The organism is Candidatus Izemoplasmatales bacterium (genome assembly GCA_041649275.1).
Taxonomy (GTDB): Bacteria; Bacillota_I; Bacilli_A; order Izemoplasmatales; family Hujiaoplasmataceae; genus UBA12489.
In genome coordinates this window covers 1-23,157 of record JBAZNL010000023.1, presented here as the reverse complement: position 1 = coordinate 23,157, position 23,157 = coordinate 1, and the positions used below count along the sequence as shown (strand labels likewise).

The following is a 23,157-nucleotide window of genomic DNA, read 5'->3' as shown; positions in this document are numbered from 1 at the left end:
GGGAGGGTGACCGCGGTCTCCGTCGGACTCACCGCCCTCGGTCTCGGCGGGATCTCCTTCTCCACTTCGATCTGGATGACGATCGCATCCTCGATCCCGCTCGGGATCGGGGCCGGAGCCGTCGATGCCGGTCTGAACGACTATGTCGCGCGCCACTACAAGCCGCAGTACATGAACTGGTTGCACAGTTTCTGGGGCGTCGGCGTGACGATCGGTCCGCTCGTGATGTCGGCCTTTCTGGCCGACGGCGGCGACTGGCGCGGCGGCTACCGCACGATCGCGATCGTCCAGTCCGTCCTCTGCCTCGTCCTCTTCCTGTCCCTTCCGCTTTGGAAGAAGTCGGCGAGAATCCACGCCGAACGGGCCGCTCTGCGACTGCAGGTTCCTCCCCGCGCCCACGAACTCGAGGTTCCCGGCGCCCGAATCCGCCCGATCAGGATCCCGGGCGTCGCGCTCGCGATGGTCGGGATCGCGCTTTACTGCGCCGTCGAGAACACCCTCGGCACCTGGGGGGCGAGCTTCCTGGTCGCGACGCGATCGATAGATCCCGCCGTTGCGTCCCGCTGGATCGCCTTTTACTACGGCGGGATCATGGTCGGCCGGATCATCGCCGGGTTCGTCGCGATGCGCCTCTCCGACAAGACCATGATCCGCCTCGGGATGGTCGTCGTCGCCGTCGGGATCGCGGTCCTCGCGCTTCCCTTCGGCGCCGCGACGACGTTTCTCGGACTATTGCTCGTCGGCCTCGGGGCCGCCCCGGTATTTCCCGGATTCATCCACGCGACCGCGGACCGGTTCGGGGAGAAGTACGCTCCCGACATCGTCGGCTTCCAGATGGGGGCGGCCTACTTCGGCGTCCTCGTGATCCAGCCGCTCGCCGGCCAGCTGTTCGCGCGCACCACCTTCGACCTTCTTCCGTACGCGCTCTTCCTGTTCGCGGTCCTGCAGATCGCGGCGACGGAGGCGCTCAATCGGAAACTGGCGCGGTAGCGGACGCATCCATCGACGAAAAACGCCCCCGCGGGATCGCGGGGGCGTTTTCGATGAAGGGCGGGTCATTCGACCGGAGCGGACGAGACGGCGTTGATGTATTTCTTCAGGAGCGCTCCGCCAAGGATCCAGGTCATCCCGATCAGCGCGGTCGAAGCGCTCGTCTTGAGTCGCAGGGCGAAATCGGACGTGATCCCGTCGAAGTCGCCGAGCAGCGGCAGAAGCACCGCCACGAAGAGCATCAGGCCGCCGACTACGAACAGGCCCGTCGTGAGCGATCCGGGGTCGGGATGATACCCGGAACCGCGGTCCGAAGTGATCGCAATCAGCTTGTCGAGGAAGGCGAAGAGCGCCTTCATGAAGCGGATCGCGAACCAGAATACGAAGGTGAGGACGGCGAGGACGAACACCGCGCCGAAGAAACTGCCGAACAGCGAGACGAAGGCGACGGGGATCAGGGCGATGCCGGTAAGAACAAGCCGGACGGCGATCAGGACGGCGACCGTCCGCATCATCCGGAAACCGAGGCCGCGGCCGCCCGCGGCGGAGAAACGCGAGGACAACACGATCATCCAGATCGCGACGATCGTCAGGAAGGCGATGCCGATCCCGAAGACATATTCGACGACTTCGAGGAATCGAGCGAAGTGCTGGGACGTCGAGGCGTCGAGCGACATGTCGGAGACCACGACGGAAATGACGCTGGATGCGGTGATCAGGACCGCCACGACGAAGGCGAACAGGGAGCCGCCGAAGCGGGAAACGTTCTCGCGGACGCGACGGTTGCGCGCGCCCAGTTCGGGATCGGGCGGTGCGGGGGTGATCGCGGTCACGCTTCTCGGGACGGAGCCGGAACGCGATGGAGATGCCGCGGGGCGGATCGGCTGAGCGCCGAATGGAAGGAAGTCTTCGTCACGGACCTTGTCGTCCGCGTTGGGATCGTATGCCAAACCATGCCTCCTGACGGGTCGACCGTTCAATGTATGATATCACATGAGTGAATAGGGTACAATGGCATGCGGCGGGTTTTTATATGAAAACGACTTGCAGGCGGGAGAAGCCGCGGCAAATCCCGTCCGCGATGGCCGGTCGCGCACGTTGGACGGGGATTGACTCCCCGGCGAGGGTGGAATCCTTCCCCATTTTTTTCGTCCGCGTCATGAAAGCGTTCTCCAAAACGTTCCATCCGTAGTATAATGAACCTGACGGAATCACCGACGGAGGTACGAGATGACCCGGATGAAGGAACCGAAGAACCTGTCCGAACGCGTGAAGCGGCTGCGCGACTTCTATTTCGAAGGCGCGCGCCGCGCATGGAACAACGAGTACCTGTGCTTCACCGACGGGAATCCGTGGGATTTCCAGTTCGACGAGCTCACCTACTACATCGTTCCGGAGACGATCCCGTTCTACCAGACGTTCTATTCGTCCGCCCGCCAGGCGGCGAAGACGATCCCCCTGCCGGAACACTACTGGGATCTTACCCTCAAGGAGCGGCGCGCGACCTTCCTGAAGGAGGCGATCGTGAAGCACGCCCCGGCGGAACTCCTTCCCGGCGACCTCCTCTGCGGCGCCCGCTTCAACATGCTCTCCTCGCACTGCCTGACGAAGCGGGAAGCCGCCGACCGGAACCGCCGCGTGTTCGGGAGAAACGGTGCGCGGAGGAAGGCCCTCGACTATTACTACTACGGCTTCGGGAACGTCGGTTCGACCTGCGGGCACCTGATCCCCGACTACGCCAAGATCCTCCGGGGCGGCTTCGAATCCGTCCGCAGGGAGCTCGACGAGCGCTATCTCGCGATGTCCGAACGCGAGAAGGAGTCGAAGGCGGGCGCCCAGATCCGGGCGATGGCGATCGCAAGCGAGATGCCGCGGGAACTCGCGGAACGCTACCGCGGCGTCTGCCTGGAGGCGGCCGACAAGGAATCCGACCCCGTCCGGAAGGGCGAACTCCTCCGGATGGCGGAGAACCTTTCCGTCGTCCCGTGGAAGCCGGCGTTCGACTTCTGGTCGGCGATCCAGTCGCTCTGGATCACCCACATGCTGGTGATGACCGACGAGAACTATCCGGGACCGGGCGTGAGCTTCGGAAACATCGACCGCTACCTCCATCCCTACTATCTGAAGTCGAAGGAGGCGGGGATGACGGATGCGCAGATGAAGGACGTCCTCGGCTGCTTCTGGGTCCACTGCAACACCGCGTACGACGCCCAGATCCGCGTCGGCAACGACGGCATCACCGCCGGCTTCGGGCAGCTCTTCAACCTTTCCGGCCGCGATTCCGAAGGCCACGACGCGACCAACGACCTCACCTACCTGATCCTCGACGTGATCGACGACATCACCCCTTTCCTCGAGCCGAAGCCGAACGTCCGCCTGCACAGGAATTCCCCGGAGAGGCTCCTCGACCGCGTCGTCGGGATGATCGCCTCCTCGCAGGGGGCGCCGTTCCTCCTGAACTTCGACGAGCGGTCGATCGCCGGACTGCTCCGGGAGGCCCGGATCGACCGGAAGGAAGCCCTGATCAACCGGGACAACGTTTCCGATTACGCGTCCGTCGGCTGCCTCGAGAACACCATGGTCGGCAACGACCGCTCCGGCACCGTCGACGACAACCTCTACCTCTACAAGGCGGTCGAACTCGCCCTGAACGAAGGCATGGACCTCACCCCCAAGAAGAACGACATGTCGGGGAAGGTCCTGCCGATCCGGCGGCACGGGCCGCATACCGAGCCGATCGGGGAACTGATCACCTTCCGCGACTTCTACGAAGCCGTCAAGACCCAGACCGCCTATCTCGTGAAGCGGAGCGCCGCCACCTTCGAACTCTCCGAGTCGATCCGCGCGAAGTACGGGAACACCCCGTACCTCTCCTGCCTCGTGAACGGCACGATCGCCTCCGCCAGGGACGTCACCGAAGGCGGCGCCGAGCTCCGCTACGTGACCGTCGAGGGCGTCACCTTCGCCTCGACCGTCGACTCGCTCCTGGCGGTCAGGCATCTCGTCTACGATACGAAGGCCTGTACCCTCGAGGAACTCCGCGACGCCCTCGTCGCCAATTGGGAAGGCTACGAGGTCCTGCGCGCGAGGGCGATCCACAAGGCCCCGAAGTACGGCCGCGACGATCCCGAGGCCGACGCGCTCGCGCAGGACTACATGGACTTCTTCGCCTCCGAGTGCTGGAAGCATGCGACCCGGTCGACGAAGCGGCGCTTCCGTCCCGGGATGCTCTCGTGGAACTACTGGGCGTCCGCCGGCTCCCTCCTTCCCGCGTCCCCGGACGGGCGGAAGCAGGGCGAGTTCTTCAGTAACGCGATCTGCCCCGTGAACGGCCGCGACAAGTTCGGACCCACGGCGAACGCCAATTCGGTCGGCACCGCCCTCGGCGGGAAGGATCCCGACGGCGGCGACTTCGAGGGGTACGTGAACGTGCTCCCGAACGGCGCCTCGCACACGATCTCCTTCAACTCCACGCTCCTCGACAATCCCGACCACCTCGCCAAGTTCAAGTCCTTCCTGCGCGGCTATGCTGAAAACGGCGGGACCGCGCTCCAGGTGAACATCCTCGACCCGGCGATGCTCAAGGAGGCGCAGAAGCACCCCGAGGACTACCGCCACCTGCTCGTCCGCGTCACCGGCTACAACGCCTACTTCGTGACCGTCGGCCGCGAACTCCAGGACGAGATCATCGCCCGCGAATCCCACGGGGAGTGCTGAGATGCGGATCCTGAACGTCCAGCGGATGTCCACCGAGGACGGTCCCGGGCTCCGGACCACCGTCTTCCTCAAGGGCTGTCCGCTCCGGTGCACCTGGTGCCACAACCCCGAGTCGATCCCGCCCGGGATCGCGAAGGAGTGGATCCGGCAGAACTGCATCGGCTGCGGTACCTGCGCGGACGGATGTCCCGAAGGCGCCGCGGTCCTGACGAAGGACGGCGTCGCGATCGATCCCGAAAAGTGCGTCGAATGCGGGACCTGCGTCGAGAACTGTCCCGCGGACGCGATGCGTCCGCTCGGTCTTCACCGCACGGTCGAAGACCTGTACGACGAACTCGTCCGCGACCGCGCCTACTTCGGGTCCGAGGGCGGCGTCACCCTCTCCGGCGGCGAGGTCCTCCTCCAGGCCGAAGAGGCCGCCCTGCTCGCAGCGAAACTGAAGGCGGCGGGAATCGGGGTGGCGATCGACACCGCCGGCTTCGCGCCGTGGAAGACCGTCGAACGCCTGGTCGCGGTCGCCGACCTCTTCCTCTACGACCTCAAGCTCGACGACGAGGAGAAGCACAAGTCCTTCTGCGGCGTGTCGAACGGATCGATCAAGGAGAACCTCGTCCGCCTGTCGGCGGCCGGCGTCCGCCTCTGGATCCGCACCCCGGTGATCCCGGGGGCGACCGACGAATCGGACAACGTCGCCGCGATCGGAAGGTTCCTGAAGGAACGCGGGATCGCCTTCGAGCGCTGGGAACTCTGCGCCTTCAACAACCTCGCCCGCGACAAGTACGCCCGCCTCGGGCTCGACTGGGCGTTCAAGGACGCCCCGCTGATGACGCGGGAAGCGATGGAACGGCTGACCGCGGTCGCGCGCGACGCCGTCGGAATGGACAAGGTCCGCTGGACCGGAATGACGAAACGGGAGGAAACCCATGGCTGACAGATTGAACGACGCGATAAACGCGGAATTCGCGAAATCGGTGAAGATCGGCCTCGTCGGCACCATCGACGAGACCGGCGGACCGCACGTGACCGTGCTCTCGACCCTGATGGGCCGGGGCGAGGACGTCATGTGCTTCGGCAAGTTCGTCGAGGGCCTGTCGAAGGAATTCGTCCTGAAGCGCCCGCAGGCGGGCTTCCTGATCATGAACCCCGCGAAGCGGTTCTGGCGGGGGACGATGGACTACGACCACCTGAAGAAGGAGGGACCGGAGTACGAACTCTACAACGACCAGCCGCTCTACCGCTACAACGCCTACTTCGGGATCAACACGGTCTACTACTTCAGGCTCCGGAACATCACGGAAGGAGAAACCCTCCCGATGGGCAGGGTGATCGCAAACGCGATCCGCGTGCTGCTCAGGAAAAAGCGCTACGCGCGTCCCTTCGTCCCGGCGATGAAGCCGTGGGCGGAAGGCTTCCTCGCCAAGCTCGACACCCTCAAGTTCCTCTCCTGGATCGATTCCGACGGTTATCCGACGATCGTCCCGACGATTCAGGCGCAAGCCGCCTCGCCGTCGACGATCGTGCTTCGGAACGAACCGTACGGAGAACTCCTCGCGCCCCTCGCCGCAGGAACGAGGGTCGCCCTCCTCGGCTTCTCGATGACGATGGAGACGGTGCTCGTGAAGGGATCCTTCTCGGGATTCGACGAGAAGGGCTTCGGCACGGTCGCGATCGACCGCGTGTACAACTCGATGCCGCCGGTGCACGGATACGTGTACCCGGAGTCGAAGATCGAGGCCGTCCGCCTCGAGTGAATCGAACGCTCGACGGAACCGCGGAACACGCGGTTCCGTCCTTTTCTTCCGTCGTCGTGTGAAGAATCGGATCATTCCGTCGAATTATGGCGCAATTTTTGGCAGAAGCATTGTCAATTCGCCGCGCTTCATCTATAATCAAGCCGACAGATATGTGAACGGAATCTATCGTGGAATCACGTTCAAGGTTCGCCCCGGCCCATTTTCTCCAGAAAGGTCAAGCTGCACGATTGGCATGCCGAAACGCGTCGCGATCGTCGAGACGTTCGCCCCAGCATCGGTGTCGAAAGGAGGTTCGGCTTGAAGTACAAGATCCTGATCGTCGACGATTCCCTCACCGACCGCATGATCATCTCCAACATGCTGAAGGAATTCGACATCCTCACCGCCACGAACGGCGCGGAAGCGATGGAAACCATCGACCGCAATCTCGACATCGATCTGATCATTCTCGACCTGAACATGCCGGTCATGACCGGATTCGCGGTTCTCGAGCGACTCAGGTCGGACGTCCGGTACGCCGGCCTCCGCGTCATCATCCTCACCAACTTCGACGAGATCGAAAACGAGATCCGCGGCCTCGAACTCGGCGCCGTCGACTACATCCGCAAGCCCGTCAACATCCAGTCGCTCCGGATCCGGATCGACATCCACCTCAAGCTGAAGAGCATGCAGAAGAAGGTCGAAGCCGACAACGTCGTCCTCGACTCGCTTGTCGCCGAACGCACGCGCGAGCTCGTCGGGACGCGCGACATCACGATCCACGCCCTCGTCGGCCTGCTCGAAGTGCGCAACTACGAGTCCTACAACCACACCATCCGGACCCAGAAGATGATGCACCGGCTCTGCGAACACCTCCAGACCAAGCCGAAGTTCATGGAGATCCTGACCGACGCCTACGTCCGGGAACTGACCACGACCACGCCGCTACACGACATCGGCAAGGTCGGGATTCCCGACCACATCCTCCTGAAACCGGGGAAACTGACGCCGGAGGAGTTCGAAGTCATCAAGAAGCACGTCGATTACGGGGTCATCGCCCTTCAGAACGAAGTCGTCGGCGACGCCCTCGTGCCGTCCTTCGTCAAGACCGCGATCGACATCATCGGCGGCCACCACGAGAAGTACGACGGCACCGGCTATCCGAAGGGCCTCAAGGGCGAGCAGATTTCTCTCCCGGGCCGGCTGATGGCGGTCATCGACGTGTTCGACGCCCTCATCAGCAAGCGCGTCTACAAGGAGGCCTTCTCCTACGACACCTCGGTCGCGATCATCCGCGAGGGCGCCGGGACCCATTTCGATCCCGACGTCGCCTTCGCCTTCCTCGAGATCGTCGACGACATCCGCACGATCGCCGAACAATACAGCCGCTGAGCGGCATCGGAGGCGATCCGCATGAAGAAGGCGTTGCTTTCGTTCCTGCTCCTGGTGCTGGTCGGACTCTCGACGGCGTTCGTGTCCGCCGCCGACGGGATCGTCTGGACCGACGAGGAAGAGGCGTTCATCGCCGCCCATCCCATCGTCACCCTCGGGGTCGACCCGGGATTCGTGCCCTTCGAGTTCATCGAAGACGGCGAGTATCTCGGCATCGCCTCGGACTACGTGGCGATCATCGAAGAGAAGACGGGGATCGATTTCCAGGTGGTCCCCGATTTGACGTGGTCGGAAGCCTACTTCGAAGCCCTCGCCGGCCACATCGACATCCTCCCGGCGGTCTCGAAGACGCCGGCGCGGGAAGCGTTCTTCCTCTTCTCCGACATGTACTACGAGGTCAAGCGCGTGATCGTGACCCTGAACGACAACACGTCGATCAGGGGCATCGAGGATCTGTTCGGAATGACCGTCGCGGTCCAGACGAACAGTTCGCACCACAGCTTCCTGCTCGAATATCCGGAGATCAACCTGAGCCTCTACGACACCGTCCAGGACGCCCTGTCCGCCGTCTCGGACGGCAGCGAGGTCGCCTTCGTCGGAAACCTCGCGACCTCGGACTACATGATCAAGTCGATGGCGCTCACGAACCTGCGCTTCACCGCGCTCGCGACGGACGATCCGATCGGACTGCATTTCGCGGTGCGGACGGACTGGCCGGAACTGGTCACCATCCTGAACAAGTCGCTCTCGTCGATCACCGCCGAAGAGCGCATCGAAATCAACGCCCGCTGGGTCACCGTCGCCACCGAGACCGACTACGGTCCGCTCATCCGCACCGCCCTCATCATCGGCGGGGTCGGACTGATCGTCACCCTCGTCTCGGCCTACTGGATCCTGAAGCTGAAGAAGGAGATCGCGAACCGGAAGAGGATCCAGGCGGACCTCGAGGTCGCCAAGCGCGAGGCCGAGGAGGCCAACGGCGTCAAGTCGAGTTTCATGGCCCGCATGTCCCACGAGATCCGGACGCCGCTCAACGCCATCACCGGCATGTCCTACCTGCTCAAGAAGACCGAGATCACCCGCACCCAGCGGATGTACGCCGACCGCATCACCCAGGCGTCGACGACGATGCTCTCGATCATCAACGACATCCTCGACTACGCCAAGATCGAGGCCGGGAAGGTCGAACTCGAGATCCGTCCCTTCAGCCTCGACCAGGCCGTCCAGAACCTGATCAGCATCATGTCGGTCAAGATCGAGGAGAAGGGGCTCGGCTTCCGGCTGACGAAGGATCCGGCGATCCCGTCGTGGTTCAAGGGCGACCAGAAGCGCATCGAGCAGATCCTCCTGAACCTGCTCAACAACGCCGTCAAGTTCACGGACCGGGGGGAGATCGCCCTCGAGATCCGTCTCGTCGCCCGTGAGGGCGACCGCCATCACCTCGCGATCGCCGTCGTCGACACCGGCATCGGGATGTCCGAGAAGGCGATCGACGGCCTGTTCGTCCCGTTCGCGCAGGCGGACGCCTCGATCAACCGCCGCTTCGGCGGCACCGGCCTCGGGCTCTCGATCGTCAAGAACCTCGTCGAGATGATGGGAGGGACCATCAAGGTCTATTCCACCGAGGGCCAGGGTTCGAGTTTCGTGGTCTCGCTGTCCCTCGACTGCGACCGCGAGCGCGAGGAGGAAGACCGCAAGGACGGCTCCTCGCTCTATCTCCGGAACCTCCGCACGCTCGTCCTCGAACGGACCGCCTCGACGATGAACATCATGGATTCCTACCTCTCCGCCTTCGGCCTTTCCTCGGAGCTGACGACCAGCCCGGCCGCGGCGACAAGCCTCCTCGAGAACACCGGGTCGCTTTCGGCGAAGCCGTTCGACCTCTTCATCCTCGACTACGAGACGCCGGCCGAGCTCGGCTTCGACTTCGTCGCCAAACTGCGCCAGAATCCCCGCATCCCGAATCTGCCGAAGATCGTCATGCTGCTGCCGATGCAGCGCACCGACCTGTTCGACAAGCTCGACGAACACGGGATCGACATCGGCGTCGGCAAGCCGATCATCCCCTCCGTCCTCCACAACGCCGTGATCGAGATCTTCGCCCACCGCGCCGTCGCCGACAGCGAGGCGTACGAGGAGAACGCGCCGCTGGCGCTCGATCTCGAACACCGGACGATCATGATCGTCGACGACAACGCCACCAACCAGATGATCGCCCGCCTGCTGCTCGAGCAGGCCGGCTTTGCGACCGTCTCCGCCGGCGACGGCAAGGAAGCGGTCGAACTCTTCGAAAAGGAAGCCGGCAAGGTCGCACTCGTCCTCATGGACCTGCACATGCCGGTGATGAACGGATACGCCGCCGCCGATGCGATCCGCAGGCTCGATCCCGCCGTCCCGATCGTCGCGATGACCGCCGAGGTCGTCGCCGGCGTGAAGGAGAAATGCGCCCAGCACGGCATGCTCCACTCGATCTCCAAGCCGTTCGAACCGGAGCGGTTCGCCGACTCGGTGCGCGCGATCCTGCGCGGCTCCGCGCCCGCGAAGACGGAGGAGCCGACCGCGATCGACCGCCGTCTCGGACTCCGCAGCATCGGCGGCGACGCCGCCCTCTACGAGGCGATCCTGGCCGCGTTCCGCGGCGAGAACGAGAAGACCGCCTCCGACCTCGCGAAGGCCGTCGCCGCGAAGGACTACCCGGCCGCGCGGCAGATCGCCCACAAGATCAAGGGAAGTTCCGGAAGCATCGGCGCGAAGGCGGTTCACGACGCCGCGGTCGCGCTCATGAAGGCGATCGACGGAAACGACGCGGAAGCGATCGCCCGCGAGACGGCCGCGTTCGTCGCGGCGCTCCGGACGACGCTTCGGGAAATCGGCGCGGACGTCGCCGACGGAGCGGCCTCATGAAACGCCTCCTGATCGCGCTCGTCGTCCTTCTGTCCGGTTTCGCATCGCTCGCGTGCCGGCAGTCGACGACCGCGGAACCCGTCCTGAACCTGGTCCTCTCCGGGTTGCAGCAACCCTCCGAGAAGGTCTTCTTCCGCACGTTCGTGCGCCTGTTCGAGGCCGAGACCGGCATCACCGTCGAACTCACCTACGCGCTGCCGGCCGATCTGGCCGACGCGATCGCGGCCGAAGCCGCTTCGGACGTCGTCACCGACGTCGTCATGGTCGACACCGCGAACATGAAGGCGTACCTCGATCGCGGGCTGATGGAGGACGTCTCCGCATACCTCGCGACGCTTCGGGACCGGACCTTCACGACGATGTTCGACCCCTACACCTCGCGGGATGGGGCGAGGTACTTCATGCCCGTCTCCTTCGACGTCTACCTCACGATCGTCAACCGCGCCGCGCTTCCCTTCATGCCGGCGACCGTCGAGGTCGTCCGGAACCAGGAAGACGAGGTCGTCGCGATCGAACGCATCACCTGGGAGGACTACGCCGCCTGGGCGATCGCGATCCGCGACGGTTCGGGATCCCCCCACGCCGGCGTGCCGATGTCGGCTTCTGGATCGCAGCTCCTCTACCCGCTCGGCGGGATGGCCGTCGCCTTCGGGGCGGGGTTCCCGTCGATCGACGATCCGCACGCGGCGGAGGCGTGGAACCTCCTCGCCTCGATGGCGGCCGGAGGCGCGATCCTGCCCGAGAACATCCTCTCGACCGTCAACCAGCCGACCGCGCTCCTCGATACCGGGTCCCTCTGGATGAGCTTCGGCCACATGGGTCCGGTCGGCGCCGCCTACGACGCCGATCCTTTCGCCTACGTCCTCGGACCGGCGCCGGTCGCTTCGTCCACCGGGATCGCCGGGTCGATCGCCGGCGCCTGGACCTTCGGGATCGTCGGCGGTGCGCCGCACCCCGACGCCGCCCGCGCCTGGCTCCGCTTCATCTCCGATCCGGAGACGAACTACCTGTACTGCTCGCAACTCGGCGGCGTGATCTCGCCGATCGCGGAGGTCGTCGGCCATCTCGGCGACTCGAACACCGACCGCATCATGGCGGCCGGGATCGCGATGGTCCAGAGCGACGCCGAGATCGTCGTCCTCGACGTCTCGGCCTTCGTCTCGTGGACCGACGTGAAGGTGGTCTATACCGACCTGTACCGGCGCATCCTCACCGGCGAGCCCCTCGCAACGGACGAACTCGCGGTCTTCGAGGACCGTCTCGACGCCCTGCGGGTGCCGGCCGATTGAGCCGCGGTGCGGCCGAATCCGGCGTTTTCACGAAAAAACCTTCGACGTTTTCGCGATTTCGTTCTATAATGATGATTGGAAATTGAAAGGAAGGAGGTCGAAAGCTTGCTTGACGACCGTTTTCTGAAGGCATCCGAAGAACTGAAGAAAACCCACGGCATCGACGTCGTCGGCGACATCCTGCTCGGGCGACCGGACCGCATCTACCTGTTCGCGGAGCGGGCGCCGCTCGAGCGGATGCGCCTGCGCGTGATTTCGGGGTCGCTTTCCCTGATCGGCTTTCCCGACGCCGACGCGATCGCGATGAAGGAGATCCTCGCACGCTTCGACCCCGACAACCGCTACGCCGACGTCGCCGGGCGGAAGGAGTACTACGACTACGTCTACGGCGAACTGACCCGCCCCACCGGCGAACCGAACGTCACCTTCCCGCTCCTCCACGAGGGGAAGCGCTTCTGGATCCACGTCCTCATGAGTCCGGTGTACCGCCATCCCGATTGCTACTCGGTATTCATCACCGACGTCACGTCGACGATGGTCGCGGAGGAGCGGAACCACGACCGCTCCCACCGCGACTCGCTCACCGGCCTCTTCAACAAGTACACCCTCGACTATCATTACGGACTCCGGTACCGGAACCCCGGATTCCACGCCTTCTACCTTGATCTCGACGACTTCAAGTCGGTGAACGACCATTGCGGCCATGTCGTCGGCGACGCCTTCCTGCGGTCGTTTTCGGACATCCTGAAGTCCCACGAGCACGACGACACGCTGTTCTACCGCCTCGGCGGCGACGAGTTCATCGGGATGCTCTTCGGCTCCGAGGGGGAGATGCGCGGCATCGCCGCCGACATCCTCGCGAAGACCCGCGCGATCCGGATCCCCGGGATGGCGCGGATCCCCTCGGTCTCGATCGGAATCGTCCGCGCGGAACGCGGCGACGACGTGATCCACAAGGCCGACAAGGTGATGTACGAGGTCAAGAACGCCGGCAAGGACGGCTTCAAGTATCTCACGGAGTCCGAGTTCGACGCCCGCGACATCCGCATCTGAACGCAGAAGGCGCGGTCACCGCGCCTTTTTCCATGAATGAGGAGGAAACGACCATGCTGCATCCGACCACGAACAAGCGCCGCGTCGCGATCAACCTGAACGGAATCTGGGATTTCGCGGTCGTCGCGGACGACCACGACGCGAAGGCGCCGCTTCCCTTTCCGACGCCGATCGGCGTGCCCTCGAGCTACGGCGAGGTCTTCCCCGACGCCATGGTCCGCGACCATGTCGGGAAGGTCTGTTACGAACGCCGGATCTCCGTCCCGGCGATCCCCGACGTCGAGTGGCGCCTCTGGTTCGGCGCCGCCGCCCACAGGGCCGAGGTCTACGCCGAGGGCATCCTCCTCGGCAGGCACGACGGCGGCTTCCTCCCCTTCGAGGTGAGACTGCCCGAGGACCTCGCCCTGACGGGTTCCTTCCGCCTCTCGGTCGTCCTCGACAACCGCCTCGACTTTTCGACGCTTCCGATCGGCGAAATCGAGGAACGGGACGGACGGCGGTACCAGCGGATCAACCACGACTTCGCGAACCTCACCGGCATCCACCGCGACGTCTTCCTGTGCGCCTTCCCGAAGGTCGCGATCGACGACGTCGTCGTCGCGACGAAGGGCCACGGTCCGACCGCCCGCGTGACCTACGCTTCCGACGCCGAGGGTAAGACCAGGGCGACGATCCTCGACCCCGAGGGGCTCGTCGTCGCGCGCTGCGACGGTTCCACCGGCGACGTCGTCCTGTCCGATCCGATCCTCTGGGACCTCGGCCGGGGCAACCTCTACACCCTCCGGCTCGAAACCGCGACCGACGAGGTCGAGGTCCGGTTCGGGATCCGCGACGTCGAGGTGAAGGACGGAAGGTTCCTTCTGAACGGCAAACCCGTCTTCTTCAGGGGGTTCGGGATGCACGAGGACCACCCGCTCGTCGGGAAGGCGTCGATCCCCGCCCTGAACGCGAAGGACTTCGCGCTCCTGCAATGGACCAACGCCAATTCCTTCCGCACCAGCCACTATCCCTATTCCGACGAGATGCTCGACCTCGCCGACCGCCTCGGAATCCTCGTGATCGACGAGGTCCCCGCGGTCGGGATGAACTACTGGTCGAACCGCCCCGTCTTCGCCGAGGGCGGCGTCGACGGACGGACGCTTTCCGTCCACAGGGAGCAGTTGACCGACCTGGTCGCGCGCGACAAAAACCATCCGTCGGTGGTCATGCTGTCGGTCGCGAACGAGGCGGCGACCTACGAGGCCGCCGCCGGACCGTATTTCGAAGCGGTCTTCAAGCATGCGCGCGAACTCACAGACCTGCCGCTCATGATCGTCGAGAACGTCGGCGCGCGGGAGACGAAGGCGGCCATGTTCGCCGACGTGATCGGCGTCAACCGCTACGTCGGCTGGTACGTCGACGTCGGCGACCTCGACGCGATCGCCCCGAAGCTCGAACGCGAACTCCGCGAATATCACGAGACCTTCGGGAAACCGGTCTTCCTCACCGAGTTCGGCGCCGACACGATCGCCGGGAACCACGCCCTGCCTCCGGCGATCTTCTCTGAAGAATATCAGGTCGAGTTCCTGAAGATCTACCACGAGACGGTTGCGAAGCTCTCGTTCATGATCGGCGAGCACGTCTGGAACTTCGCCGACTTCGCGACGAAGCAGGGGATCACCCGCTTCGACGGGAACAGGAAGGGCGTCTTCACGCGCGATCGCCGGCCGAAGATGGCGGCGCACTGGCTCAGGGACGCCTGGAAGGAAGCAGACGACGGGAGTTCGTGAGCGTTTCGACCATGATCGAAATCGATCCTGATTGCGACATCGATTTCGACTATAATCGAAATATATATTGACATATCGATCCGTTTCGACTATAATCGAAATCGAGGTGATGACCATGATCGAACGATCCGACTACATGACGAAACTCGACGAGAACCGCGACAAGCCCTTCGTCAAGGTCTTGACGGGGATGCGCCGCGTCGGGAAGTCGACGCTCCTCGACCTGTACATCGAAAGGCTGGTCCGATCCGGCGTCGAACCCGACCGAATCCTGAAAATAAACTTCGAATTGCCGGAGCATTTCGACATCGTCGACTACCGGGATCTTTCGCGCGTCGTGCTGGTTTGGGCGGAAGGCAGAAGAACACCGCTTTACCTGTTCCTCGACGAGGTCGGCCGTGTCGAGGGATGGGAGAAGGCGGTCAACGGTTTCCATGCGATGGGCCGTTTCGACCTGTATGTCACGGGATCGAACGCCGACCTGCTTTCATCGGACCTGTCCACGTATCTCGCGGGCAGATACGTGGAGATCCTCGTCCATCCTTTCTCCTATGCGGAGTTCCGCCTGCTCCATCGCGATGCGACCTTCCGCGACTACGTCACCTACGGGGGGATTCCATCGATCGGAGCCTTCGGTTTTTCCTATGAGGCGGCGATGGGGGCCCTGCGCGATTCCTATCGGTCCGCGATCCTTCAGGACATCGTGTCGAGGCACCAGATCCGCAATGCCGTCGTCCTCGATAAACTGCTCGGTTATGTCTACGCCAACATCGGAAAGACCTTCTCCGCGCTGTCCATCTCCAAGTTTCTGAAGTCGCAGCGGCTGGCGGTGACGGTCGATACTATCCTCCATTACCTCGAAATCGCCCAGGCGGCGTACCTCATCCACCGCGTCCCCCGCGGCGACCTGATCGGCAAGGCGATGCTGAAGACGGAGGAGAAGTACTACGTCTCCGACCACGGCACCAGGGAAGCGCTCGTCGGAAACAACGGCGCGGCGATCGAGTCGGTCCTCGAGAACATCGTCTACATCGAACTCCTGCGGCGCGGATACCGCGTGTACGTCGGGAAGGTCGGCGATCGCGAAATCGACTTCGTCGCCGAGAGGAACGGCAAGACGACCTATTATCAGGTCGCTTACCTGATGGAATCGGAAGCGACGAGGGAACGCGAGTTCTCGGCTTTCGATGCGATCGACGACCATTATCCGAAGGTCGTCGTCTCGATGGATCGCGTCGACATGAGCCGCAGGGGCGTCGTCCACCGAAACGTCGAAGACTTCCTTCTCGACGAATGACCGAAACGCAAGCGTCCCCGAGGCCGAAACGTTGCCTCGGGGATGCTTTCTATGTATAATAGAACCTGTGCGACTTGAAAGGAAACAATCCCCATGAACGACTGGAAGAAGAACATCACGCTATTCGTCGTCGGGCAGACGGTCTCGCTCTTCGGCTCGATGCTGGTCCAATACGCCATCACCTGGCACATCACCCTGACGACCCAGTCGGGCGTCATGATGACGATCTCGATCCTCTGCGGCTTCATCCCCCAGATCCTGCTCGCCCCGTTCGCCGGGGTGTGGGCGGACCGCTACGACCGCAAGAAGATGATCGCGATCGCCGATTCCGCGATCGCGGTCGTCTCGATCCTCACCGCCGTCGTCTTCGCCCTCGGCTACCGCGAGATCTGGGTGCTCTTCGCCGTCTCGATCCTGCGCTCGTTCGGCCAGGCGGTGCATTCCCCGGCGGTCTCCGCGAGCTATCCGAAGATGGTCCCCCAGGAACATCTGATGAAGGTGCAGGGGGTCGCCGGCGGAATCCAGTCGGCGACGATGATCATCGCCCCGATCGCCGGCGCCGCCCTCCTCCAGTTCACCTCGCTCGAACTGATGTTCTCTCTCGACTTCGCCACGGCCGCGATCGCGGTCGCGACGCTTTTGCTGTTCGTGAAGATTCCGAAACTCGAATGCGTCGGCGACGGCTGCAAGGTCGACTACCTCAAGGACATGAAACTCGGCCTGAAGTACATCAGGGAACACCATTTTCTGATTCCGTTCTTCGTCTTCACGACGACGGTGATGTTCTTCATCGCACCGCTCGCCTTCCTCACCCCCCTGCAGGTGGTCCGCACCTTCGGGGACGAGGTCTGGCGGCTCTCGGCGATCGAGATCGCCTTCTCCGCCGGGATGACCCTGGGCGGCTTCCTCGTCGCCGCCCTCGGCGGCTTCAGGAACCGGATGACGACGATGGTCGTCTCCCTCGGCGTGATGTCGGCGATGAGCTTCGGGATCGGCCTCTCCGAGAACTTCTGGATCTACCTCGGGTTCATGCTCGCGACGGGGCTCGCCCTCCCCTTCTACAACACCCCGGCGATGGTGATGCTGCAGGAGAAGGTCGACCACGAGTACATGGGCCGCGTCTTCAGCGTGATGGGGATGCTCTCCGGGTCGGCGATGCCGATCGGGATGCTCGTCTTCGGACCGATCGCCGACACCGTCCCGATCGGCACGATCCTCGTCCTCTGCGGCGCCGTCCTGCTTCTGATCGGCGGCTTCACCGTCACAAACCGCGGGCTGAGGCGCGCAGGTGCGCCCAAGGCGGCGACGCCGGACGCGGCGGCCGCCTCCTGAGGACGCCCCGACCGCGCCCCGGAAGGGATTCCCGCGGTTCGCGCGCGCGATAAAAAGTTTTTACAAAGGACTTGCCTTTTTTCCGCACATTGGTTAAAATAGAAGAGCGGTAAAAAGACAGGACGCAGGTGTAGTACAACGGTTAGTATGTCAGCTTGCCATGCTGAAGATGGGGGTTCGATTCCCCTCGCTTGCTCCATCGGACCAACACGTCGCCAACAGGCGGCGTTTTTTCTTTTTCCATGCGCGCATGGCACCGTGGTCCATGGCGCATCTCATCGAAGAACGATTACGAGGAAACGTTTCGAGCTTTCGAACCGGGATGATTCGTGTGGCCGCGGGATCGTTGCGAAACAGGATCGAATCCCCACGACGATGGATATAATTCCACACCACAAGTGATACAATAGAACATGTGGATGCAGAAATCTTTCGTTTTTACCGACTGATTGCGAAATGATGCGCGGAGGATGACGATGATGAAGACATGGACTCAAAGGCTGGGCATTCCGCTGATCGCGGGATTGGTTCTCGTGTTGTCGGCGTGCGGCCTTCAGATGACGACCGAACCGAGCACGACGACGTACACGATCGTCTGGGAAGTCGAAGGCGTGATCGTGGAAACCGACCGAAACGTCGAGGAGGGATCGACGCCCCTGTACGATGGCGTAACGCCGGTGAAATCCGATGCGCAGTATCAATACGCCTTTACCGGATGGTCTCCCGCGATCGTCGCCGCGACCCGGGACCAGAAGTACGTCGCGGAGTTCGAACAAGGGGCGCCGAGAGAGTATCGCGTGACCTGGAGGGACGGCGACGGTGCGGTCCTCGAGCGAACCGATGCGATATACGGATCAATCGCCTCCCATGCGCTGCCGCAGGACACGAATCAATGGCGCTATCTGGGATGGACTCCCACGCTGACGTCCGTCACGGACGATTGCACCTACACCGCCGTGAGGGAAGTGAAACAATATACGGTCACATGGATCGGTGCCGACGATGTCGTGATCGACACCACCCGGGTCGCCTACGGGTCGACCCCGACGCATGCATTGCCCGAGGATACCGACCAGTGGGATTACTCGGGGTGGTCGCCGACGATCGTCGCCGTCACGGGGGACGCGACCTATCAAGCCTTGAGGGAAATGGAAGCCTACCCGATCAGCGACCAGGTTCTCGTCGATGACGCGAATCTGAACATCACGATCAGGAGGGCATACGACGACGATGGGGATTTCGTACTGTCCGTCTATTACGAAAACAAGACCGACGATATGGAACTGATGTTCGTGCTGGATGCCGCGATCGTCAACGGTTACGACATCAGCGCATGGTTCTACGATTCGCTTCCGGCCGCGACGAAATCCATCGACACGATCGATTTCTACGAGGCGGATCTGGAAAAATCCGGTATCGTCACGGTGGATCAGGTCGTCTTGTATCTGAGAGTCTACGATAGCGACGATTGGTCTGCGGACGATCTCGTCAACGATCGTTTCGTCATCTATCCGACGGGGCTGTCGGAAGCGGACGTCGTGTCGCCGGCGCGACCGACAAGCCCGAGCGAGGCCGTCCTCGTCGACGATGACCATGCAACCTTCGTCGTCTTCGACACGTACATAGACGACATATGGGGTTATTCCCTGGACGTGTACATCGAGAACAAGTCGACCGAACAGACGATGATGTTCACCGTCGATGACGTGGTCGTGAACGGGTACCTAATCAGCTCGTTCTGGGCATGCGCGCTGTATCCCGGTTCGAAGGCCGTCACGACGATTCATCTGTCGGAATCCGGGTTCCGGGATTCCGGAATCGTCTCCGCGGACAAGATCGAATTGTACGTCAGGATCTATGACGACGACGACGACTGGATGGCGGACGATCTGATCGACGGTAGATTCGTCATCTATCCGACCGGCCTGACGGAAGATGAGGTCGTGTCGCCTGCGCGACCCTCGGGCGATGCGGAATTCGTCGTCCTCGACGACGAGTCGGTGACGTTCGTCATCATCGAATCGTTCGACGACGACGGGGATTACATCCTCACCGTATTCCTCGAAAACAAGACCGACGCGGAACTGATGTTCACATGGGACGACGTCGCGGTCAACGGCTTCGCGATCGATCCGTACTGGGCATCCAGCCTGGTACCCGGAAGCAAGTACGTCACCACGATCGATTTCTACGAGTCCGATTTCGCGGAATGCGACATCGACATCGTCACCGCCGTCCGGTTCCTGCTGAGAATTTATGACGTGGTCGACTGGTCGGCCGACGATGTCGTGAATGCAACCTTCACCTATCGTCCATAGGCCGGTCATGCATCGTCGCGAATCGCTCATCCCCGACCGTCCGTCTCCCGTATGGACATCATGAGCCGATGTGGGCGATGGAATTCACTCCCTGTCCGGATTGCCGGTAGAACGAGATGGGAATCGATTCAGTGATCCAGTACGTCGCCGTCAGGCGGCGTATTTCTTTTCTTCGATTCGTTTTGACGCATCCGCCGTCGAACCGAAATGTGAAACAAACCGGCGGCCGAAACGGGCAAATGTTTCACATGTCTTTCCTGCGTTCGGGAACCGAATCCGTGATGCGTTTTCTTCCATTCGATGGTAAAATGGATACGACCCGAGAAGGAGGGATCGACGCATGGAGAAGAACGGACGGATCGACGTCGTCACGTTTCCCCGCGAAGACGCCTGCATGCGCCATGAACTGGCCGCGATGTTTGCGGCCGTCTTCCCCCATACCTACGCCGACATCGGTCCCGAAGAGGCGGACGAATGCCTCGCGGACGACCGCGTCGCGATCGCGGCCGTATCCGGCGGCCGCCTCGTCGGCTTCGTCGGCGCGATCCCGCAGTACGGCACCACGGGATGGGAACTCCATCCGATCATGGTCGCGCGGGAATACCGCTCGCGCGGCGTCGGCACGGCGCTGATCAGGGCGCTCGAGGCCGAAGTCGCGAACCACGGCGGGATCACGATCTACCTCGGCTCGGACGACGAGTTCGGGACGACCTCGCTCTATGGCTGCGACCTCTACGACCGCACCTTCGAGCGGATCGAACACATCGAAAACTTCAACCGCCATCCGTACGGATTCTACGTGAAGATGGAGTATAAGATCGTCGGGGTGATTCCCGACGCCAACGGCTTCGGGAAACCCGACATCTGGCTCGCCAAGCGCATTCGCAATCCGTGAATGGGAAGAAAGGACACCTATGGAACTCTGGGACGCATACGACATCGACTTCAATCTGCTCGTCGGCGCAATCGAACGCGACCGTCCGATTCCGACGGGATGGTACCACCTCGTGGTCGAGGTGCTGACCCTCACGCCCGACGGAAAGATGCTCCTGACGCGGCGCGATCCGCGCAAGACCTTCCCGCTCAAGTGGGAGATCACCGGCGGGTCCGCCCTTCAGGGCGAGGACGCCGTCACCGCCGCGGTCCGGGAACTCGGCGAGGAGACCGGCCTCGTCGTTCGTCGGGACGACCTCAGGCTGGTCGCCTCTTTCGCGATGCTCGGGAACACCCATTTCCGCACCTTCGTCGCCGTGCGCGAGGTGCGTTCCGAAGACATCCGGCTCCAGGACGGCGAGACCGTCGACTGGAAGCTCGTCACGCCCGAGGTCTTCACGGAGATGTGCCGCACGGGCGACGTCGCCGCCCCGATCGCGAAGCGGCTCGACGAATACCTGGGCTTCGTCGCGGACGCCATGGGCGTTCGCCGGAGCTGAACCGATGAAGGCGCTCTGGCACGACGGCGATTATTACCTCCTCCCCGAGGGAAACGATCCGGACGTCTTCCTGAAGACGGCCGACCTTATGCGTCCGGTCGCGCTCGCGAAGCTGAAGCAGGAGCACGCCTGCGCGCCCGTCTTCCGCGAAGGCGCGGACGAAGCCGCAAGCGTCCTCCTCGACGACCTCTGCGCGACGGTCGAGGTCGAGGTCCTGCCGTCCGAAACGTTCGAAAGGAAACTGTCCGAAGCGGAGAAGAAGTGCCAGGGATGCCGCTGGAAGGGCGGCGCGCACGACCGCGGGATGGAGCGCTGTCCGGCGCTCGACATGCTGGACCATTGCCCGCTCTACGAGCGCGGCTTCGACCCCGGCTTCCTGTTCTACTCTTCGGCCTTCTGGCGGCGGCTCCGGGGGATCCTCCCGAAGCTGTCCGAACTTGCGGCCAGGGGACGATTCCAGCGTTTCGCACGCGAAGTCGACCGACTCCGCTTCTCGATCCCCGACGTCTTCGTCGGCGCCGGGATGAAGGAAGACAAGCCGGTCCTGATGTTCTCCGGCGGCGGAAACGACTTCCTCCACCTCGTCGCCCAGTACCTCGCCTACACCGCCCCGTCCGACTTCACCGAGCGGATCGACGTCCTCTCGTCCTTCCCGAAGGGGCTTTACAAGCGTCTCGACGAGGGCAAAGCCGACCGGATCGACCGGCGGCCGCCGGAGGTCCTTTTCCAGCCGGTTCGGATCGACCGGCCGCGGTTCGACCTCTCGATCCTCGTCCCCGACGCCTCGAAGGACTCGGCACCCGACGACGCCTTCCTCTACCTCTGCGAGAAGATGGGCGAGCACAAGCTGATGGGCGCGATGAACTCGATCCGCTTCGTCGACGACTCGGGCTTCGACCTCGATTACCACGAGAAGGCGATCGACGTCGACGATCCGGCATACCACCGCGTCTCCGTCAAAGCCTACGAGAACATCGTCGACGAGGCCTATTCGCGGGAAGCGGACCGAAGCGGACTTGACTCGCCGCAGTGCTTCTACGAATACTTCGATCTCTCGGAGGAGGATCCCGTCGGCGAACTCGCCGATGTCAAGGTGGTCCACACCTGCTTCATGGAACTCGACGAGGACCTGCTCTACTGGGAGGCGACGGTGATCCGCGACGTCTTCTCCGCCGGCGTCGGGATCGGCCGGATCATCCTCGACGCCGCCCCCGACGCGGGGTCGGGGAAGGATCTCGCGAACCGCTTCGACGCGCTGTTGAACCGCCGCCTCCACTTCGCCGGCGGGTCGGTGCCGTATTCGATCATGCTCTGCGAGCGACGCACCGTGTTCCATTTCCTGATCTTGGACAAGCGGATCGTTAGAAACGCCGTCCGCGGCCTCGCCCCGATCCTCATGAAGTACCGCGCGACCTATTCCGAACGGTTCCGAGACGGCGAGAAGACCGTTTCCGCCGGGTTCGCGATGGACTTCTGAGCGACGGAAGACCCCCCTCGGCGCCGCTGAAAGCGGCGTCTTTCTTTTCACCGATTTTCCGTGTTTTTCCGCGGGTGAAAGATGATATAATGTTTATGGCTGAAAGCGCTTGTAAAGAGAGAGGAACAGAAGGGGCGTACGCATGAAGGACTATACCGAAACACGAACTACGATCACGATGACGGCGGTCGTCAAGGACCGGCCGGAACAGGGTTTCTCGATCGTCGAGAAGACGATCTCGACGGACCTCGGACCCCACGAGGTCCTGGTCCACGTGGCGATGGCCTCGTTCTGCGGGACCGACCTGCACATCTGGCGATACGACGAATGGTCGAAGAAGCGGCTTCATCTCCCGCTCACCGTCGGACACGAATTCTCCGGACGCATCGTCAAGGTCGGCAGCGACGTCACCCTCGTCAAGGTCGGCGACCTCGTCAGCGCCGAGACCCACAT

At 63.0% G+C, this 23,157-nt stretch carries 17 protein-coding genes and 1 tRNA gene; 17 read left to right on the top strand and 1 reads right to left on the bottom strand.

The genetic code is table 11. The annotated features are described in order from the left end of the window. Positions 1 to 990: MFS transporter (locus WC509_08725; protein ID MFA5007524.1), on the top strand; the 990-nt coding region annotated here is incomplete at its 5' end. 65 nt (positions 991 to 1,055) lie between these two features. On the opposite strand, the gene WC509_08720 is transcribed toward WC509_08725, so the two are convergent. After that, positions 1,056 to 1,940, bottom strand: coding sequence for a hypothetical protein (locus tag WC509_08720; protein ID MFA5007523.1), 885 nt, complete (start codon positions 1,938 to 1,940; stop codon positions 1,056 to 1,058). Positions 1,941 to 2,220: 280 nt separating this feature from the next. Here WC509_08720 and WC509_08715 point away from each other — a divergent pair, with 280 nt between their 5' ends. From WC509_08715 to WC509_08640, 16 genes are all read left to right on the top strand, one after another. Then, positions 2,221 to 4,707: a pyruvate formate lyase family protein gene (locus WC509_08715; protein ID MFA5007522.1), complete on the top strand. Its 2,487-nt coding sequence runs from the start codon at positions 2,221 to 2,223 to the stop codon at positions 4,705 to 4,707. A gap of 1 nt (position 4,708) precedes the next feature. Then, positions 4,709 to 5,638 (top strand): glycyl-radical enzyme activating protein, encoded by a 930-nt coding sequence (locus tag WC509_08710; GenBank protein ID MFA5007521.1) that lies wholly within the window; start codon positions 4,709 to 4,711, stop codon positions 5,636 to 5,638. Further along, complete coding sequence (locus WC509_08705) at positions 5,631 to 6,458, top strand: hypothetical protein (GenBank protein MFA5007520.1); 828 nt, start codon at positions 5,631 to 5,633, stop codon at positions 6,456 to 6,458. Before WC509_08710 ends, WC509_08705 begins: the two co-directional genes overlap by 8 nt. A gap of 300 nt (positions 6,459 to 6,758) precedes the next feature. Next, positions 6,759 to 7,832, top strand: coding sequence for an HD domain-containing phosphohydrolase (locus tag WC509_08700; GenBank protein ID MFA5007519.1), 1,074 nt, complete (start codon positions 6,759 to 6,761; stop codon positions 7,830 to 7,832). 21 nt (positions 7,833 to 7,853) lie between these two features. Continuing rightward, on the top strand, positions 7,854 to 10,736 hold the full coding sequence (locus tag WC509_08695) for a transporter substrate-binding domain-containing protein (GenBank protein MFA5007518.1): 2,883 nt from the start codon (positions 7,854 to 7,856) through the stop codon (positions 10,734 to 10,736). Then, positions 10,733 to 12,025, top strand: a complete 1,293-nt coding sequence (locus tag WC509_08690) for an extracellular solute-binding protein (protein ID MFA5007517.1) — start codon at positions 10,733 to 10,735, stop codon at positions 12,023 to 12,025. Before WC509_08695 ends, WC509_08690 begins: the two co-directional genes overlap by 4 nt. A gap of 105 nt (positions 12,026 to 12,130) precedes the next feature. Beyond that, entirely contained in the window at positions 12,131 to 13,078 is a 948-nt protein-coding gene (locus WC509_08685) for a GGDEF domain-containing protein (protein ID MFA5007516.1), read from the top strand. A gap of 53 nt (positions 13,079 to 13,131) precedes the next feature. Continuing rightward, positions 13,132 to 14,847, top strand: coding sequence for a beta-glucuronidase (gene uidA, locus WC509_08680; protein ID MFA5007515.1), 1,716 nt, complete (start codon positions 13,132 to 13,134; stop codon positions 14,845 to 14,847). 115 nt (positions 14,848 to 14,962) lie between these two features. Beyond that, positions 14,963 to 16,144 (top strand): ATP-binding protein, encoded by a 1,182-nt coding sequence (locus tag WC509_08675; GenBank protein ID MFA5007514.1) that lies wholly within the window; start codon positions 14,963 to 14,965, stop codon positions 16,142 to 16,144. A 93-nt stretch (positions 16,145 to 16,237) separates the two neighbouring features. Beyond that, positions 16,238 to 17,476: an MFS transporter gene (locus WC509_08670; protein MFA5007513.1), complete on the top strand. Its 1,239-nt coding sequence runs from the start codon at positions 16,238 to 16,240 to the stop codon at positions 17,474 to 17,476. A gap of 124 nt (positions 17,477 to 17,600) precedes the next feature. Continuing rightward, positions 17,601 to 17,675: transfer RNA gene (locus WC509_08665), tRNA-Gly, on the top strand. A 280-nt stretch (positions 17,676 to 17,955) separates the two neighbouring features. After that, positions 17,956 to 19,794 carry a hypothetical protein gene (locus tag WC509_08660; protein MFA5007512.1) on the top strand — a complete coding sequence of 613 codons (1,839 nt, stop codon included), beginning with the start codon at positions 17,956 to 17,958 and terminating at the stop codon, positions 19,792 to 19,794. Between the two features lie 340 nt (positions 19,795 to 20,134). After that, the gene (locus WC509_08655; protein MFA5007511.1) at positions 20,135 to 20,689 is read left to right on the top strand and encodes a GNAT family N-acetyltransferase; all 555 of its coding nucleotides are present in this window, start codon (positions 20,135 to 20,137) and stop codon (positions 20,687 to 20,689) included. A 19-nt stretch (positions 20,690 to 20,708) separates the two neighbouring features. Then, on the top strand, positions 20,709 to 21,227 hold the full coding sequence (locus WC509_08650; GenBank protein ID MFA5007510.1) for an NUDIX domain-containing protein: 519 nt from the start codon (positions 20,709 to 20,711) through the stop codon (positions 21,225 to 21,227). A 4-nt stretch (positions 21,228 to 21,231) separates the two neighbouring features. Beyond that, positions 21,232 to 22,704 carry a hypothetical protein gene (locus WC509_08645; protein ID MFA5007509.1) on the top strand — a complete coding sequence of 491 codons (1,473 nt, stop codon included), beginning with the start codon at positions 21,232 to 21,234 and terminating at the stop codon, positions 22,702 to 22,704. Between the two features lie 142 nt (positions 22,705 to 22,846). Then, a partial coding sequence (locus tag WC509_08640) for an alcohol dehydrogenase catalytic domain-containing protein (GenBank protein MFA5007508.1) occupies positions 22,847 to 23,157 on the top strand: 311 nt, incomplete at its 3' end.

Excerpts from the sequence above, each read along its gene's own strand:
- uidA (MFA5007515.1), top strand. The coding sequence starts at position 13,132 with ATGCTGCATCCGACCACGAACAAGCGCCGCGTCGCGATCAACCTGAAC.
- WC509_08690 (MFA5007517.1), top strand. The coding sequence starts at position 10,733 with ATGAAACGCCTCCTGATCGCGCTCGTCGTCCTTCTGTCCGGTTTCGCA.
- WC509_08655 (MFA5007511.1), top strand. The coding sequence starts at position 20,135 with ATGGAGAAGAACGGACGGATCGACGTCGTCACGTTTCCCCGCGAAGAC.
- WC509_08710 (MFA5007521.1), top strand. The coding sequence starts at position 4,709 with ATGCGGATCCTGAACGTCCAGCGGATGTCCACCGAGGACGGTCCCGGG.
- WC509_08645 (MFA5007509.1), top strand. The coding sequence starts at position 21,232 with ATGAAGGCGCTCTGGCACGACGGCGATTATTACCTCCTCCCCGAGGGA.
- WC509_08660 (MFA5007512.1), top strand. The coding sequence starts at position 17,956 with ATGAAGACATGGACTCAAAGGCTGGGCATTCCGCTGATCGCGGGATTG.
- WC509_08695 (MFA5007518.1), top strand. The coding sequence starts at position 7,854 with ATGAAGAAGGCGTTGCTTTCGTTCCTGCTCCTGGTGCTGGTCGGACTC.
- WC509_08715 (MFA5007522.1), top strand. The coding sequence starts at position 2,221 with ATGACCCGGATGAAGGAACCGAAGAACCTGTCCGAACGCGTGAAGCGG.
- WC509_08650 (MFA5007510.1), top strand. The coding sequence starts at position 20,709 with ATGGAACTCTGGGACGCATACGACATCGACTTCAATCTGCTCGTCGGC.
- WC509_08705 (MFA5007520.1), top strand. The coding sequence starts at position 5,631 with ATGGCTGACAGATTGAACGACGCGATAAACGCGGAATTCGCGAAATCG.
- WC509_08670 (MFA5007513.1), top strand. The coding sequence starts at position 16,238 with ATGAACGACTGGAAGAAGAACATCACGCTATTCGTCGTCGGGCAGACG.
- WC509_08675 (MFA5007514.1), top strand. The coding sequence starts at position 14,963 with ATGATCGAACGATCCGACTACATGACGAAACTCGACGAGAACCGCGAC.